Genomic DNA, 16,933 nt, shown 5'->3' on the forward strand with positions numbered 1-16,933 from the left:
TATGTCTAACAGTATGAACTTAGCTACACTGAAACAGCAAAATTTGCCCTTCATACACAACCACGCTAAGGCGGTTTTGCTGAGTTGTAGCCTTGTTTTGACTTTATCTGCATGTAGTACCTTGCCTAAACAGCAACCACAACCTGTGGAATATGCCTTTAATACCCCTACAGACGATACTAGCCTCGCCAAAATTGTGCTGCCGCTACGTGAACAAAATCCAGACTTAACCGGTTACCACGTTCTTTATGACCCATTAGAGGCCTTAGCGGCTCGGATTGAGCTGATTAATAAAGCCGAAAAAAGTTTAGACCTACAATACTATATTTGGGATAACGACAAAATTGGTGCTTTGGCCCTACATGCCATGATCAAAGCTGCAGATCGTGGGGTCAAAATTCGTTTATTGGTCGATGACAACAATGCCAAAAAAATGGAAGGCATTTATATGGCACTCGACCAACATGCCAATATTGATGTCAAACTGTATAACCCCTACCGCTTCCGACATTTCCGCCCTGTCGATATGGTGCTGGATCTAAAACGCATCAACCGCCGTATGCACAATAAAAGCTTTATTGCAGACAATCAGATCGCACTGATTGGTGGTCGCAATATGAGTAACCAATACTATAACGTCAGTGATAACTATCAATTTTCCGATGTTGACGTCATGCTGGTCGGTGCGGCATCCGATGAAATCATTCATTCTTTTGACGAATATTGGAATGATGACTATGCCTTTCCAGTACGCCAATTGGTTAATCCACGCCACTATAGCTTGCGCTTTGACAGTCTCAAACAACAACTCGATGACTATAACCAAGAAGCCACTGTGGTCAATTATTTGGACTTAGCCAATCGTTCACATGCCTTTGATGACTGGCTCAATAATAAAATCCAATTTGACTGGGTCAAAGCCGAAGTCGTCAAAGACTCCCCGAGCAAAATCAAATCTAAAGCCAAAAAAGAAGAGCACCTTAACTTTCAGCTCCTCAACCGTTTAGATAAACCGGAACAAAGTGTCGATATCGTTTCAGCCTACTTTGTCCCAGAAAAAAAAGGGGCTGAACGCCTAAAAAACCTTCGTGCAGATGGCGTAAAAGTCAGAGTCTTGACCAACTCATTCCAGGCCAATGACGTACCATTGGTTCATGCTTTTTATAGCAAATATCGTCAAGATCTCTTGGAACACGACGTTCAACTCTATGAATTTCTCTCTAGACCTGATGCAGAAAACCTCAACACCAATACCAAAGAGTTGGCGGAAAAATCTAAAGTTAGTCTAAAAGGTTTAAGCCGTTCAAGCCTGCATGCCAAACTGATGGCAATTGATGAAAAACAAGTCTTTATCGGCTCATTTAACTTTGATCCACGTTCAGCATATTTAAATACTGAAATTGGGGTATTACTGAATAGCCCACGCTTAGCCAAAGCCGTCCACTACACCATGGATGAAAATTTAAGTAAATATGCCTATAAGTTAGTGCTCAATGCAGACCAACAGATCAATTGGAAAATTAAGCTGCCAAATGGTCAAAAGCGTATTTATCCACGTGAACCGAAAATCAAGTGGTGGCAAAAAGCAGGAGTGAAATTTATCTCTTGGTTGCCGCTCGAAGGCTTTATGTAAGCATCGTGCTGCAAAGGCATCCCCTTGCAGCCTGAATCATTAATTCATTAAGCTTCAACTGGAACTGGCGCTTTAAGGACTTTGGCTTGAAGTTCTGCCAATCCCTGATTCATTTTTTGCTGCACTTCTTGTGTCAGACTGTCAACAGTATGACCTGCCGAATCAATTGCGGGCAATGTCATGAGATGCGCAGTGACATTCGGCATTTCTAAGACATTTTTGACATGTCGATCAAAGCTAATGTCTCCGACGTAGGGTGCAATATTATCGAGTTCACCGTCCTGATTCACATAGCAAATTAAGCAAATTTGGACTGGACGTTCGGCTTCAATCGCCGCACCTAAAATACGACCATGAATTTTTTTAATTTTGCTGCCATCTGAAGTGGTGGCTTCTGGGAAAAAGAGTACCGGCGTATCTTGTTTTAAGAAGCCTGTAATTTGTTCTTTAATTTTAATCGAGTCGCCAGAGCCACGCTTAATAAATAAGGTGCCACCGCCTTTCGCCAAATTACCCAGCACTGGCCATTTTTCAATTTCAGCTTTCGCCAAAAAGAAAACACGTGCGCCAGAACCCAAAACTGCCACATCTAACCATGAAATATGATTACTTACCCAAAGGGCTGGTTGACGTGGAATTTCGCCATGCACTTTGACTTCAAGATTAAATACTTTGCATAACTTGCGACAAAAATACTGCACATAGCGGGTATTTTGCGGGTTATTCGGGTCTTTATACAATTGATGACGATAAACCAAATAAAAACCCTGCGTCACGGCAACAGCTGCTGCACCGACTTTTTTACAATACAAATAAAATTTTGAAAATACATTAATTTGCGGTGTATTGACGATTTGAGGTTGATTCATAAACGGTTCACTAAAAGGACACGATGCCACAATTTGGCGTAAATTTTCATCATCATATACCGAAGACAGTTTTTTTGCATTGATCATAAAAACCGAAGTCGAAGATAATATTTTTCCATTTTAATCGTTTTTAAAAATCAAATATTATTTTTATATCGGTTTTAAAGGTTAAAATTATGAATCATTCATATTCAGACAATCCCCCTATTTCTTCATGGCAAGCGTTAAAAGCCATTGCTGGTTTTTCATTGATATATGTGAGTGTGCTTTTCTTATTGGCGCTGAGCTTTCGAAGCATTCTCTAATTGAATAGCACGACATACAGAACTTAGCCATTAATCCCTCACTTAGATTAACCCTCGCACTGCATTTTCGCCTAAAATGAATCTTTAAACAGGAGTGTGTGCTGAGTGGAAAATTTAAATCAACATCAAGCGAGCGGTGAACGCGTAATTTTAGTCAGTGTGGCAGTACAAATGCTTGCAGACCTTGATGCCGAAGAATTCCACTTACTTGCTCAATCTGCAGGTGCCAATATTCTGCAACATGTGCATGCTCAGCGTATTAAGCCTGATGCCAAATTATTTATCGGCTCAGGGAAGGCGGAAGAAATTGCAGAAGTGGTTGCAGAGCATGAAGTAGAATTGGTCATCTTTGACCATGCCCTCACCCCTGCCCAAGCACGTAATCTTGAACGCATCATGCGATGTCGTGTGGTCGATCGCACGGAATTAATCTTAGATATTTTTGCTCAACGCGCACGCACCTATGAAGGTAAATTGCAAGTTGAGTTGGCCCAATTACAACATATGGCTTCACGACTGATTCGTAGTCGTGGCGATCTCGATAGCCAAAAAGGCGGGATTGGCTTACGTGGACCGGGTGAAACCCTGCTTGAAACTGACCGTCGGCTACTCAAGCTCCGTATGGGGCAACTCAAAGCGAAACTTGAGAAAGTCCGCCAAACACGTATGCAAGGTCGTGTGGCACGTCAAAAAGCTGCTGTTCCAACCGTGTCATTGGTGGGTTATACCAATGCGGGTAAATCGACCTTATTTAATAATTTAGCAAAAAGTGATGTCTATGCAGCAGACCAACTTTTTGCGACACTTGACCCAACTTTACGCCGTCTACATTGGGATGGTATCGGCAACTTAGTTCTCGCAGATACTGTAGGTTTTGTGCGTAATTTGTCGCACTCATTGGTCGAGTCCTTTAAAGCCACCTTAGAAGAAACCTTGGAGGCGACCTTATTGTTACATGTCATTGACTCCAGCAGTCCAGACATGATGGAACAAATCGAGGCTGTCGAAAAAGTACTGAAAGAAATTGGTGTCGATGTTCCGATTCTGCGCGTTTATAACAAAATTGATGTCAGTGGCGAAGATCCTAAAATCATCTATGGCAAGCCACATCAGCCGGAACGTGTCTATGTCTCAGCACATAGTGGTAAAGGTCTACCCTTATTACGCCAAGCGGTTCAAGAATGCTTAATGGGTCAAATTCAAAGCTTTGAAGTCCATCTAAAACCGGCTTATGGTAAATTAAGAACACAACTATATGCGCTCAATGTGATCCAAAATGAAAGTTATGATGAACAAGGCAACTTAATTTTGCATGTCATCATTGCCCCACATAAGTTAGAACAACTGATTAAACAGGCGCATTTACCCATTGATGAAATTTTGGGAACACGTGCGCAACAATTCCAACATCCTCTTGAAGAATTTGAAATTAAAGATTAAATCGGTTAAAACTTGATTTGTATAATTTTAACGAAAGACAAAAATGGACTGGATCAAGCGCATCGACTGGAAAGCCTGGATAGGCACTCTTGCATTAATTATTCTTTTCCGTGAAGGTGCGGTCTGGGTCATGAAGCAATTCAGTCACCCAGAATTAGGTAATCTCGTCGGACTGATTAGCTTGCTGATCGTGCTTTCATTTTGGAGAAAATTCAACAAAATTCCAGCCAGTTTGGTCGATACCAATAATAAAATCATGAAAGAAAGTGCCTTTGCCTTCTTACCCATTAGTGCAGGCTCATTGCTGATGATGATGCATTTAGGTGATGAAATTCCAATGTTTTTGATTGTTCTCTTTGTCAGCACCCTCATACCGCTGTGGGTCTACGCAAAAATGTCTAAGAAATGGCTATAAGGAGAATCAACATGCTTTCAATCATCTCTGGATTCATCATTACCCTGATCGCCTATCTTGTCGCAAAACCCATTAATAAAAAATTACCGCAAATCCCCGTGATTGTGATTGGGATGTTTTTCGTCATTGGTATGCTCTATCTGTTTGGCATTTCCTATGAAAGTTATATGGCGCAGGTGAATCCACTATTCAATAACTTACTCGGCTATGTCACGGTGGCTCTAGCCATTCCTTTAGCAGCGATGCGTTACGATGACTTACCATTAAAAGCCGTGGGCGGGATTTTAGTCTTTGCCAGTATCAGTGCCGTTGCCCTCCCTATGGGGCTGGCTTATTTGCTGCATTTGTCAGATCCAACCATTATGGCTTTTGCTACACGGGCAGTGACCACCCCTATTGCCATCAACATTGCCACGCTGTTGCATTCCCCGATTCCTTTGGTGATTTTGATTGTGATTTTATCAGGGGTGATTGGTGCAGCATTTTCACCCATCATACTTAAAAATATTCATGATGAACGTGCATCAGGACTCGCCTTAGGACTTGCTGCACATGCGATTGGCACAGCTCAAGCTTGGCAGCGCGGCAGCATTGCTGGGCGCTATGCGGCATTTGGCATGGCGGTAAATGCAGTATTCACAGCAATCTGGTTGCCAACTTTCATACTCTATCTACAAAATATGTGACTGAGCAATCACTTTTAAATGATTGTTTTGTATAAAAAATAAACTTAATATAAATTCAAGGGTACGCCACAACACATTGAATGATGTGCTGTGGATGTTACATTTTTGGTAAAGTCACTTTTGTGCAACATGTCAACTTTCCCGAATAAAATGTAAATATTTATACTTAGAGTAGTTGCTCTAAGTTCAAATATTACCTAGTATGATCAATAAACCCTTACAAAGTGTATTGATAAAGGATTATTAATATGATCGAAAAAAGTTTGAAATGGGCTGCATTATTCGGTGCCGTAGTCACAAGCTCTGCACTCTATGCTCAAGATCTTACAGGGACTTGGCAACAAATTGACGATAAAACCGGTTCGCCTAAAGCACTGATCGAAATTCGAAAAGATGCCAAAGACACCTATACCGGCAAAATTGTCAAAGTGACGCCACGTCCGGGTTATACACCAAAGGAAAAATGTGTGAATTGCCCTGCACCTTATACCAACCAGCCTATTTTAGGGATGGATGTATTTAAGGGGCTGAAACTTGAAAGTGAAAACACCTACTCTCAAGGAAAAATTATTGATCCTTTAGCAGGCAAAATTTACAGCTTAAAAGGCAAAATTTCTGCCAATGGTAAGCGCTTACATTTACGTGGATATCTGGGGATTTCCGCGATTGGTCGTACACAGACATGGATTCGCGCTGAATAAATTTTAAATTTATTCAGTAAATTGATTTGACATAGGTGAACCACCTACAGGGAATATCTGATGAAAAAATTAAAAGTGAGCCTCTTATTCTTAGCTGCTGTAATGAGTGGTTCAGCTTTTGCTCAAGACCTTTCAGGGACTTGGCAACAAATTGATGATAAAACAGGTTCACAAAAAGCCATTATTGAAATCCGTAAAGAAAGTAATGGCACATTCGTGGGTAAAATCATCAAAGTGACGCCGCGTCCGGGCTATACACCACGCGACACCTGCGTAAACTGCCCTGCACCCTACAAAAACAAGCCAATCTTAGGCCTTGATATCTTAACAGGTTTAAAACATATTGAAGGGACCAATAACTACGACAAAGGCCGTATTATTGACCCTCTTTCAGGCAAAGTTTACGACACAAAAATCCGTTTAAATGCCAGTGGCAAACGTCTCACGCTACGTGGCTATATGGGTGTTTCTGCACTTGGTCGTAGCCAAACTTGGATTCGCCAAGAGTAACCTCAAACAAGTAAAAAAACCGCCGACATGGCGGTTTTTCTTATTCCGAATATCTTCAAATTATTTTTAAATTAAAGTTGACTATTCTCGTAAACTTTCTAACATACGTGCTCATAAATCATGCTTCTCGGGGACAAGCGATTATGTTTAAAAAAATATTATTCAGCCTTTGCACATTCGGATTGATGAATGGTGCATTTGCAAATGACATTGCTGGCACGTGGCAACAAATTGACGATAAAACAGGAGCGGCTAAAGCAATTATTTCGATTCACAAAGAATCAAATAATACCTATACCGGTAAAATTATTAAAATTACACCACGTCCGGGCTATACACCGCAAAAAAACTGTAATAAGTGCCCTGCGCCTTATACCAACCAACCGATTCTCGGCATGGAAATTGTTAAAGGTTTAAAGCAAATTAATAATACAAATAATTATGAAAAAGGTCGTATTATCGACCCTCTTTCTGGCAAAGTTTATGATGCTAAAGTGCGCTTAAACAGCACAGGAAAACGTATTTCGATCCGTGCAAGTATTGGCGTTTCAGTCTTAGGTCGTAACCAAACTTGGATTCGTTTAGACTAATCCTCACACCAATAAAAAGCCGCATCAATGCGGCTTTTTTATTTTTAAATACTTACATTACAGGATTATCGACAGCAAACATGTGCTGATCTTCTAAACGATAGGCCATCAACTGATTGCCCCAGACACATCCGCCATCCACATTTTGGATTTTTGCTGAAATGCTTTTTCCTTGTAAAGCAGCCCAATGACCAAAAAGAATTTGATGGGTCTGAGCTGCTTGTGACTCAAACTCAAACCATGGCTTAAAACCCTTCGGCATAGGGTCATCGAGTGAATCTTTAAAACTGAACTCTAATCGACCTTCTACATCGGTTAAGCGCATGCGGGTCAAATAGTTGGTAATACAGCGTAAGCGCGCATGACCAGACAAATCATCCGACCATAGGTTCGGCTCTTTACCGTACATCACTTGAAGAAACGCATCGACCACATCAAAGTCGTCATGACCAATCACCGCTTCCACTTCCTTTGCCAAGTCTGCGGTTTGCTGCGCAGTCCAATTCAAAGGAATACCCGCATGAGTCAAAATGGTTTGCTCATTCGGAAATAGACACAGCGGCTGCTTGCGTAACCAATCAATCAAATCATCACTTTCTAAAGCGTGAATCACATCATCGATATTGTCTTTAGGATTGATATCCTTAATACCGCGAGCGCATGCCAGCAAAGTCAGATCATGATTGCCCAGTACCGTCGCCGCAACTTCACTATCCACTAATTTTTTGATGAACCGCAAAGCGCCTACCGAGTTTTCACCCCGTGCGACGAGATCACCGGCAAACCATATAAAATCTTGGTCTGCATCAAACTTAATCTCTTTCAGTAAAGCTTTTAATGCTTCAAAACAGCCTTGAACATCACCAATGACATAGTTATAGCGAATATTGCGAGTCATAATTATTTAAGCCACCATTTGATCTGCTAATGCGACAAATTCTGCAAGTGTTAGGGTTTCTGGACGCGCCATTGGATCAACCCCTGCATTTTCAAAACCATCTTCAACCAACATGCCTTTTAAGCTGTTACGCAAGGTCTTGCGGCGCTGAGTAAAGACATGTGAAACTAAACGCGCAAGCGCTTTTTCATCTTTCGCCATAATCGGTTTAACGGCATAAGGCTCTAAACGGAATACCGCAGAGGTGACTTTTGGCGGCGGATTAAATGAGCCCGGTGGCACTTCAAATAAAAACGTCGGTTTGCAGAAATATTGAATCATCACCGATAAACGACCATATTCTTTAGTATTCGGTGAAGCGGTAATACGGTCCACGACTTCTTTTTGCAGCATGAAGTGCATGTCTTTGACTTTGTCGCCAAACTCCAAGAGATGAAACAGCAGCGGAGTCGAGATGTTATACGGCAAGTTGCCAACCACGCGCAGAGGACGGCCTTCGGCAAACAGCTCGGTAAAGTCATATTTCAGCGCGTCGGTTTCAACAATGGTCAAGCGCTCAGGATGCGGCACACGGCCCGGCAAACCTGCAGCTAAGTCACGGTCCAGCTCAACCACAGTTAGAGCATCACATTCACCAATTAAAGGCGATGTAAGCGCGGCAAGACCGGGACCAATTTCGACAATATTGTCACCAGTACGCGGATTTACCGAACGTACAATTTTGGCAATAACACGTTGATCATGTAAGAAATTCTGTCCAAACCGCTTACGCGTGTGATGCCCTTCATCTTTTGGGTTTAGGGCATTAATTTGATACATAAAATTCTCCGCATAGGTTTATTACAACGATTACTGACTTGATGCAAATTCACTCAAGCGAGCAAAAATTTCTTCGGACTTGGCCACATTATCCCGAGCCGCGTTAATTACACTGAGCAATGGCTCTCTTTGTTTCAACAAAGCCATTGTTTCAGATTTCATCATTTCTTCAGTTTCAGCCTGAATGGAGAGCAAACTTTCACGCATTTCAGCATTGTTTACGCGCTCTACACCGAGTTCGGGATTACCATTCAGTTGAGCCTTCAAAAAAATATTGAAAGTTTCAAAATCTGCTAAAAAGTCATCTAAATCGTCTGGATGAATAGAATTTACATCAGTTAACTTCAGCAAAGAACTCAACATTCGTCCCGCAATATAGACTTGATTTTTGGCAATCATTGCTTGAATAGCTGAATTGTTTGCTCTAGCCATCATATCAGCCAGAATGTTATATTCAGCTTGAATACCTGGAATGGTTTCACTTACAAGAAGTTGATATTCATATAGCGCACTCAGGCTATTTTGATGCTGTACAAGCAGATCAATATTAGCATTGATTGCCTGTCCATCTTGAAGCATTTTATCAGCTCCATCACGATTCGCATATTTTTTATGCACCGCGGTCAGCGCTTGATTAAATTTTTGCTGATTATGTTTAAAGCCATCCACAGCACCCGGTAATGCAAAACGTATAAATCCTTCCGTCTGTTTTGGAATTTGCAGCGATAATACTTTTAATTCACAAAAATGATGATCTGTAGCGAGCGTTGAACATGCTGACAGCATCAACGCTAACGCAATCCCAAAAAATGGGCGAATGATCGATTTCGCCCTAAGCATCTTGTTATTTTCCTGTTTTATTTTTGATAATTTTTTACTATTATTCATATAAAATTCAAACCTTTATTATTAAGTTTCGTTATTTTTCGCACGTGCTAATTCTAAAGCCAAATCAACCGCCACCTGTAAACTCGAACTTTTAGCAAGACCAGTTCCAGCCAGTGACAGTGCTGTGCCGTGATCCACTGAAGTCCGAATAAACGGTAAGCCCAAAGTGATATTGATGGCTTCGCCAAAGCCCTGCGACTTTAACACAGGCAAGCCCTGATCGTGATACATCGCCAAAACCGCATCGGCATCTTTTAAATTTTCAGGGGTAAATAAGGTATCGGCAGGTAAGCTCAGGCTCATATTCACCCCTTGAGCGCGATAACGCTCTAGCACCGGATTGATCACTTCAATCTCCTCCATGCCCAAATAGCCATCTTCACCCGCATGTGGGTTTAGACCGCAGACTAAAATATGCGGATGATCTTTTTTAAATTTGGTTTTTAAGTCATGAATTAATATATCGATGACTTGATGCAAACGTTCTTGAGTAATGGCATCGGCTACATCACGAAGCGGTAAATGTGTAGTTGCCAATGCGACACGGAGCGTTTTGGTCGCAAGCATCATCACGACACGATCAACGCCTGCAAATTCTTGATAAAACTCCGTATGTCCGCTGAAATGGATACCGGCATCATTAATAATCGACTTTTGCACAGGTGCAGTTGCAACACCAACACTTTTGCCAGACATCGCATAATCTGCAGAACGCCGTAATTGCTCCAACACATAGGCTGCATTGTTCACATCTAACTGACCTGCGATGACAGATTTAGCCACAGGTACATGTTCCACATAAAGCTGACCTAGAGCTGCCGACGCTTCCTGCCCAACATAGTCAATCAGTTCAACTTCGAGCTTTAACTGTTGAGCACGCTTGATCAGCAAATCTTTATCAATAAGAACCACAATTGGCCTTTCATCTATTCGATTGGCTAAGCTCAAACAAATATCAGGTCCGATACCTGCGGGTTCACCGCTCGTGATATATAAAGGCAGCATGGGTCTATCCTGTGTGTGCAATAACATTATTATACTGTGTGATGCACATGACAGACCTAATTTTATTGACTAAAAATACCTGACAAAACTCAAAAATAAGCGCGTTGTACGACATTGTATGGAATGAAATCGAAAGCAAAACCTAAAATGTCAATGATCCAAATCAATGCAAATAAGAATCATAATGCCGCGCTGAACGACTGACACATGCTGCGGGTACTTCGTTATCAACCAAAAAGACATAACGCTCACAAGCAATAATCCAATCAACAGATAAACCAATAAATAACTAAGGAAAAATAAAGTGAGCATCATCAACAAAACGATGATCGCACCATCCGCCCCATGCAAATATACCAAATACAAAAAAGTTGGGCTTAAAATCAAGGTGCTACATAAGCCCATTAAATACCACCAATGTCGCAAAATAAGGGTTCAGATGTGTTTTTTAACAGATTAGAATTCGACATGATTTACTTTCATCCGCTTTTTTTATAATTTCTGGATTATCTACTGTTTATTGCTGAAGAAATATACTACAATACAGCGCTTGAAATTTTATATTTTCATTTGTGATTCTTCACGTATTCGTATAGAATCGCGTCTCCTTTTGTTTGGACAGCTTCCATAGTCCAAACCAACTATAATAGGTAGTGGTTTAATGAAAACTCTCAGCGCTAAGCCAGCTGAAGTTCAACACGACTGGTACGTTGTTGATGCTTCTGGCAAAACTTTAGGTCGCCTTGCGACTGAAATCGCTCGTCGTTTACGCGGTAAGCACAAAACTTCTTATACTCCTCACGTTGACACTGGTGACTACATCGTTGTTATCAATGCTGAGCAAGTTCAAGTGACTGGTAAAAAATCACTTGATAAGAAATATTATCGCCACACTGGTTTCCCTGGTGGTATTCGTGAAACTAATTTCGAAAAATTAGTTGCTCACAAACCAGAAGAAATCTTCGAACGTGCTGTAAAAGGCATGTTGCCAAAAGGTCCTCTTGGTTATGCAATGATCAAGAAAATGAAAGTGTACGCTGGTACTGAGCATCCACATACTGCTCAACAGCCACAAGTTTTGGACATCTAAGGGATACAGCACATGGCTACTAACTATGGTACAGGTCGCCGTAAGACCGCAACTGCACGTGTTTTCCTATCAGCTGGTACTGGTAAACTCGTAATCAACAACCGTTCTTTAGAACAATATTTCGGTCGTGAAACTGCTCGTATGGTTGTTAACCAACCACTTGAGCTTTTAGAAGCTACTGAGAAATATGACCTTTACATCACTGTTGCTGGTGGTGGTATCGGTGGTCAAGCAGGCGCTATCCGTCACGGTATTACTCATGCATTGATCGCTTCTGACGAAACTCTTAAACCTGCTCTTCGTCAAGCTGGTTTCGTTACTCGTGATGCTCGTGAAGTTGAACGTAAGAAACTTGGTTTACGTAAAGCTCGTAAACGTCCTCAATTCTCTAAACGTTAATTCGTTTACCGAATCGGACAAAAAACCTTGGCTTATGCCAAGGTTTTTTTATGTCTTAATTTTTATGAAGATGATGCAAATAGAACAATGATCCGATAAACAAAGAGACTCAAACTCGCAATTAAGCATATAACCGACAGTGTTAGTGTAATTGTACAGATGGTCATTTTGCTTTTTTGTTCTGGGCTATCATCCTCTGCTCCATAATCAGAGGCATAACCTCCAGCGAGTGCCGTATAAAAGCCAATGCCCATAAAAATAACAGCAGCGAAAAATAATATTTTTTGTACAAGTGCAATGGTCATCATGCGGTGATGATCAGGTAAATGAATGACATGAAAATCTATCAGATAATATCAAATAAAACAAAACTGTAATTTTCGCTGTAGCGGCATTGATATTGCTAAAGTCTCCGTGATTTTACTGTCTAATTTTAGTATCCTATCTTATTCATTTCTCATCGTCTCGGATTATGTCAGTCGAAAATGCACCTCTCCAAGGGATTACGCTTTACAGTCATGCGGATGACTTTCGCTCACACTGGATACGCTATGTACTTGCAGAGAAGCAAATCAAACATAATTTAATTATTGCTGATGATGAAGACGAAGATCTTGCGAGTTTAAATCCCTACAATCAACTTCCGATGATGATTGAAAATGGCCTAAAACTCTATAACAGCAGTATTATTGCCGAATATCTGGATGACCGATATCGTCAAAATAAACTGTATGCAGATGCACCCATGCCTCGTGCAGAGCAACGTCAATATGTATGGCGCTTCGAACAAGATTGGTTAAAACTTGCCGATATTATGCTTCGCCATCCCGATACCCTCGATGAAAAAGCCAAGCAAAAAGCACAAAAACAATTACGTGATACACTTATTTCACTTACCCCCTTGTTTCAGCATTATCCTTATTTTATGTCTGAACAATTTAGCATGTTAGACTGTATGCTCGCACCTGTATTTCTGCGCCTAAAAGCCATGGGGATTGAGCTTCCCAAACAGCAATGCCGCCCTATATTTCTCTATTGCCAACGCATCTTTAGCCGTCCTGCATTTATCAAATCGATGACATTGCAGGAAAAAAATCGCTATAGCGAGCTTTTAGCAAAAAATTAATTTCCCATAAATATTCGAGTAAGCATTATGTCTGAACAGGAACTACAACTCACTCCAACGCGTCCATACTTAACACGGGCACTTTATGAATGGATTTGTGACAATCAACTTACACCGTACCTACTTGTCGATGCGACACAGAATGGTACGATGGTGCCAGTTCAATATATCCAAGATGGCCAAATTGTCCTGAATATCGCACCTCATGCAACGCATGCGCTACACATGAGCAATGAGACGATTACTTTCTCTGCACGCTTTGGTGGCGTTTCGCAAAACCTCTATATCCCCTTTTCTGCTGTTCTAGGTATCTATGCACGTGAAAATGGTCAAGGCATGTTCTTCGATCCTCAAGAATATGAAGGTATTCAGAATGATCAAAATGCTTTAAAATCAAACGACCAAGAACAACAAGAGCAGCCGAAGAAAAAACCAGGTTTAAGGTTGCTCGATTAAAGAATAAGGAAGCGAATAATGGCTTTTGATTTAGTACAATATTTTGTCGAACAAATAGAATCTCAAAAGCCTACGCTTTTAAGTCATTTAAATCGTGAAGAAAAACGTCAACATATACGTGAAATTAATGCATTAACTTTAGGTGAATTAATTCATCAGCTACGCATTAATGGCGAAAAGGTTTATCAAGAAATTACTCAGCCTGATGAACTCTATATTCAGGAAGTTTCACGCCATCTCACTACAAACCCTTCAAATGCATCAACATTAGAACGCTCTGAACTCGAAAACCTAACTACAGAAGTTTTTCATTTACAATTAAATGAATTAAAACAACTTCATGATACAGGCTCACATTCGCCACAAAGTATTCGAGAATTACTCAATGGACAAATTGAACATCTTTCTGGTCAAGCGGATGATTGGGTTTGGTCAACAAACAACCTAACAGAGCTCCTTGGTTCTAAACCAAATCTGCAAGAAGAGATATCATTAGAAGCATCAATGAAGGAGTTCAATCAAATGGTTAATCAACAACATACGCAAGATGACGTGACAACTGAAGTACAAGTACCAACTTGGTCAAAAATTGTAGAGCCTATCGTTGCAGTGGTGATTTTATGGATTCTAGCATCTGCAGCTTGTAATATTTTTGCTTAAGTGACTTCATTTTTCTAAATCAATGACCTGCTTTTTAAGCAGGTTTTTTTTAATCGAATATTTAGGATATTGATATTTTAAATATAAAATTTACCCGATAAAGGTAGCCAAATAATGATCCCAGGCAGTATCGTGGACAACCTATCCCTCTAAATTCTTAAAATATTTCTGCTCAAAGGCTTCTGGGCTTAACCAACCATTTGCAGAGTGCCTTCTCACTCGATTGTAGTAAATCTCAATATAGTCAAACAAGACAACATTGGCTTCTTTTCGGGTCAAAAATACACTGCCATGTACCACATGACCTTTAAATGTGTGAAAGAAGCTTTCTGTTACTGCATTATCCCATTGTCAACGGCATTCTAAAATTGACCCCTTTTACCTTTCAAATGGCAAAGTAAAATTGACCCCTTTGATCTCGTATTAAGTTTCAACCTGGGGCTGAATCCCAATTCTTTTTTTATCCTTCAAACGATAACTCTCACCCGATATTTGTACCACATGACAGTGATGCAATAACCGATCTAACATCGCAGCGGTCAACGTGACATCATCTGCAAAGGATTTGGACCACTGGCTAAAGGGTAAGTTACTCGTCAATATCGTACTGCCTTTTTCATAACGCTTGGCAATCACGTTAAAGAACAGATTCGCTTCTTCACGTCCAAACGGTAAATAACCAATTTCATCGATAATCAGTAACTTTGGTCCCAGTACCGCACGTTGCATATAGGTTTTCAGTTTACCTTGCTGATAGGCTGTACTCAGTTGCAGCATGAGATCGGCGGCGGTAATGAACTTGATCTTAATGTTGTTCATGATGGCCTTATAGCCTAATGCCATAGATAAGTGCGTTTTTCCTACTCCGCTAGCCCCGAGAAACACCACATTTTCTGCTCTAGCAATAAAGCTCAGATTGAACAGTTCAATCACCTGTGATTTAGGGGCCCCTAGGGCATAATTAAAATCATAGTCTTCCAGGGTTTTGACTTGAGGCAGGCCTGAGAGTTTCATCAGTACCTGCTGACTGCGCTGTTGCCTGGCAGCATATTCATGCGTCAAGATCGCTTCAACAAAGTCGGCATAACTTCCATCTTGACCTAATGTTTGTTGTGCATGATGTGACCATTGTGATGCGATGGCAGGCAGATTGAGCTTTTGGCAAAGTTGCTCTATACGGTCGTATTGCAGATTCATCAGGAAACTCCCAGCAACTGGTCATATACCGATAAGGGATGCTGCAAACTCTCGTAGGGCATGACATGCTGTGCTGCTGCAACAGGTACAGTGCCAGAACCCGTATCTGATTGCGGTAATGGCGTAAATTTTTGCTGCTCCTGTTGCAGTCGAACAGCCGGTTTTTCTTGCGTGGTGGCATGAATCCGCTGATTGGCGGTTTCATGCAGCCACCGGCCAATGAGGGCATTGGCGACATCAACATCTAACAGTAAACCCGAAGTCTTCAGGCTTGCTTTCAATGGCACAATAAAGCTTGATTTGAGGTATCCATTAAAGCGTTCAACTTTGCCTTTGGTCTGTGCACGGTAGGGCTTACATACGCGAGGACGAAAGCTGTATTTCTTGGCGCAGTCGAGCAGTTTGGGATTCCATTTATGCTGCCCCTCCTGATAGGCATCCCGTTCAATCATGATCGTTTTAGCGTTATCAAACAGTATTTCCTGAGGTACTCCTGCAAAGAACTGAAATGCATTTTCTAGACCATCGATCCATGCATCGGTACGTTCATGATCATAAAATTTCACGAAAGTCGCTCTGGAATACCCTAATGTTGCGACAAAAGCTTTTAAAGTCGTGTTGTTACGTCGAATCGTGGTGAAATCCACTTGCATTTGTTGGCCAGGTTGGGTTTCAAAACGAATGATCGGTTCCGGTTGAGCAACTGGTTTTAATGTTGCAAGATATTCCCTCAAGATCCTGATCTTTCCTGGATATCCCAACCTTAAAATTTCCTGGTAGAGCACGACAGCAGGAATCCATTCAGGATGAGCTGCGTTTACACGTTGGAGTAAATAGGGTTTATATGGGTCAAGGATACTTATTCTAGGCTGTATACGCTGATACTGAGGTGTGGTGTTTTGCCGTAAATATTTACGTACGGTATTTCTGGATAGCCCCAGTTCACGACTAATGGCTTTAATAGATTTACCTTGTTGATGAAGTATTTGGATTGTCACTGCTTGCTCCAAAGTTAACATGTTGAGCAGTCCAAAATGACCGCTATATTAACCAAGGGGGTCAGTTTTTAAATGCCATTAGGGGGTCATTTTTACACTGCCGCTAACACCATGAGCAATATACTGCGCAAGGCCTCGTCTAGACATGCTTTGGATGCAGTTATTCATCAATAATAGCGCTCTAAAATCACGACTACAGTGCTGTGAGCCTTGGTCAGAATGGACCATGATATTCGTTGGATACCCGC

Annotated in this window: 20 protein-coding genes and 1 pseudogene; 12 read left to right on the top strand and 9 right to left on the bottom strand. The window is 41.1% G+C overall.

Annotation, left to right across the window (positions count from 1 at the left end):
• Positions 1–13: 13 nt before the first annotated feature.
• Complete coding sequence (locus tag MST16_RS13190) at positions 14–1,633, top strand: phospholipase D family protein (RefSeq protein WP_257224653.1); 1,620 nt, start codon at positions 14–16, stop codon at positions 1,631–1,633.
• Positions 1,634–1,680: 47 nt separating this feature from the next.
• Here MST16_RS13190 and MST16_RS13195 read toward each other — a convergent pair whose 3' ends face one another.
• Positions 1,681–2,502, bottom strand: coding sequence for a 1-acyl-sn-glycerol-3-phosphate acyltransferase (locus MST16_RS13195; RefSeq protein WP_180011647.1), 822 nt, complete (start codon positions 2,500–2,502; stop codon positions 1,681–1,683).
• Between the two features lie 476 nt (positions 2,503–2,978).
• Here MST16_RS13195 and hflX point away from each other — a divergent pair, with 476 nt between their 5' ends.
• The 6 genes from hflX to MST16_RS13225 all read left to right on the top strand — a co-directional run bounded on the left by hflX (position 2,979) and on the right by MST16_RS13225 (position 7,149).
• A complete protein-coding gene (gene hflX / locus MST16_RS13200; RefSeq protein WP_216076664.1) occupies positions 2,979–4,247 on the top strand; it encodes a ribosome rescue GTPase HflX in 1,269 nt (422 codons plus the stop codon).
• A gap of 43 nt (positions 4,248–4,290) precedes the next feature.
• On the top strand, positions 4,291–4,662 hold the full coding sequence (locus MST16_RS13205) for a hypothetical protein (RefSeq protein WP_168379556.1): 372 nt from the start codon (positions 4,291–4,293) through the stop codon (positions 4,660–4,662).
• 11 nt (positions 4,663–4,673) lie between these two features.
• A complete protein-coding gene (locus MST16_RS13210; RefSeq protein WP_078190106.1) occupies positions 4,674–5,348 on the top strand; it encodes an LrgB family protein in 675 nt (224 codons plus the stop codon).
• Between the two features lie 248 nt (positions 5,349–5,596).
• On the top strand, positions 5,597–6,049 hold the full coding sequence (locus tag MST16_RS13215; RefSeq protein ID WP_111884999.1) for a DUF2147 domain-containing protein: 453 nt from the start codon (positions 5,597–5,599) through the stop codon (positions 6,047–6,049).
• Between the two features lie 60 nt (positions 6,050–6,109).
• A complete protein-coding gene (locus MST16_RS13220) occupies positions 6,110–6,559 on the top strand; it encodes a DUF2147 domain-containing protein (RefSeq protein WP_168379558.1) in 450 nt (149 codons plus the stop codon).
• Between the two features lie 143 nt (positions 6,560–6,702).
• Complete coding sequence (locus tag MST16_RS13225; RefSeq protein WP_078194271.1) at positions 6,703–7,149, top strand: DUF2147 domain-containing protein; 447 nt, start codon at positions 6,703–6,705, stop codon at positions 7,147–7,149.
• Between the two features lie 52 nt (positions 7,150–7,201).
• Here MST16_RS13225 and MST16_RS13230 read toward each other — a convergent pair whose 3' ends face one another.
• The 4 genes from MST16_RS13230 to pdxA all read right to left on the bottom strand — a co-directional run bounded on the left by MST16_RS13230 (position 7,202) and on the right by pdxA (position 10,759).
• Entirely contained in the window at positions 7,202–8,047 is an 846-nt protein-coding gene (locus tag MST16_RS13230; RefSeq protein WP_180011632.1) for a symmetrical bis(5'-nucleosyl)-tetraphosphatase, read from the bottom strand.
• A 6-nt stretch (positions 8,048–8,053) separates the two neighbouring features.
• Positions 8,054–8,866 (bottom strand): 16S rRNA (adenine(1518)-N(6)/adenine(1519)-N(6))-dimethyltransferase RsmA, encoded by an 813-nt coding sequence (gene rsmA / locus MST16_RS13235; protein ID WP_180011634.1) that lies wholly within the window; start codon positions 8,864–8,866, stop codon positions 8,054–8,056.
• A 30-nt stretch (positions 8,867–8,896) separates the two neighbouring features.
• Positions 8,897–9,706 (bottom strand): pilus assembly protein PilJ, encoded by an 810-nt coding sequence (locus MST16_RS13240; RefSeq protein WP_257245654.1) that lies wholly within the window; start codon positions 9,704–9,706, stop codon positions 8,897–8,899.
• A gap of 69 nt (positions 9,707–9,775) precedes the next feature.
• Entirely contained in the window at positions 9,776–10,759 is a 984-nt protein-coding gene (gene pdxA, locus MST16_RS13245; RefSeq protein WP_180011638.1) for a 4-hydroxythreonine-4-phosphate dehydrogenase PdxA, read from the bottom strand.
• 661 nt (positions 10,760–11,420) lie between these two features.
• On the opposite strand from pdxA, the gene rplM reads away from it, so the two are divergent.
• Both rplM and rpsI read left to right on the top strand, forming a co-directional pair.
• Positions 11,421–11,849, top strand: coding sequence for a 50S ribosomal protein L13 (gene rplM / locus MST16_RS13250; RefSeq protein WP_004722943.1), 429 nt, complete (start codon positions 11,421–11,423; stop codon positions 11,847–11,849).
• Between the two features lie 12 nt (positions 11,850–11,861).
• A complete protein-coding gene (gene rpsI, locus MST16_RS13255) occupies positions 11,862–12,248 on the top strand; it encodes a 30S ribosomal protein S9 (protein WP_180092304.1) in 387 nt (128 codons plus the stop codon).
• 62 nt (positions 12,249–12,310) lie between these two features.
• Here rpsI and MST16_RS13260 read toward each other — a convergent pair whose 3' ends face one another.
• The gene (locus MST16_RS13260) at positions 12,311–12,556 is read right to left on the bottom strand and encodes a hypothetical protein (protein WP_180011640.1); all 246 of its coding nucleotides are present in this window, start codon (positions 12,554–12,556) and stop codon (positions 12,311–12,313) included.
• Between the two features lie 164 nt (positions 12,557–12,720).
• On the opposite strand from MST16_RS13260, the gene MST16_RS13265 reads away from it, so the two are divergent.
• Genes MST16_RS13265 through MST16_RS13275 form a run of 3 tightly spaced genes read left to right on the top strand, consistent with a single transcriptional unit; the run spans position 12,721 to position 14,490 of the window.
• Positions 12,721–13,374: a glutathione S-transferase N-terminal domain-containing protein gene (locus MST16_RS13265; RefSeq protein WP_180011641.1), complete on the top strand. Its 654-nt coding sequence runs from the start codon at positions 12,721–12,723 to the stop codon at positions 13,372–13,374.
• Positions 13,375–13,401: 27 nt separating this feature from the next.
• Positions 13,402–13,830, top strand: coding sequence for a ClpXP protease specificity-enhancing factor (locus MST16_RS13270; RefSeq protein WP_078194278.1), 429 nt, complete (start codon positions 13,402–13,404; stop codon positions 13,828–13,830).
• Between the two features lie 18 nt (positions 13,831–13,848).
• Positions 13,849–14,490, top strand: coding sequence for a hypothetical protein (locus MST16_RS13275; RefSeq protein WP_180011643.1), 642 nt, complete (start codon positions 13,849–13,851; stop codon positions 14,488–14,490).
• 141 nt (positions 14,491–14,631) lie between these two features.
• On the opposite strand, the pseudogene MST16_RS13280 reads toward MST16_RS13275, so the two are convergent.
• The 3 genes and pseudogenes from MST16_RS13280 to istA all read right to left on the bottom strand — a co-directional run.
• Positions 14,632–14,838, bottom strand: a pseudogene (locus MST16_RS13280) (IS3 family transposase); the annotation flags it as partial.
• A 75-nt stretch (positions 14,839–14,913) separates the two neighbouring features.
• Entirely contained in the window at positions 14,914–15,687 is a 774-nt protein-coding gene (gene istB, locus MST16_RS13285; RefSeq protein WP_001053379.1) for an IS21-like element ISAba8 family helper ATPase IstB, read from the bottom strand.
• Entirely contained in the window at positions 15,687–16,706 is a 1,020-nt protein-coding gene (istA, locus tag MST16_RS13290) for an IS21-like element ISAba8 family transposase (RefSeq protein ID WP_180008621.1), read from the bottom strand. Before istA ends, istB begins: the two co-directional genes overlap by 1 nt.
• Positions 16,707–16,933: the final 227 nt, after the last annotated feature.

Origin of the sequence: Acinetobacter sp. YH16040_T (genome assembly GCF_024605785.1) — a bacterium.
Taxonomy (GTDB): Bacteria; Pseudomonadota; Gammaproteobacteria; order Pseudomonadales; family Moraxellaceae; genus Acinetobacter; species Acinetobacter amyesii.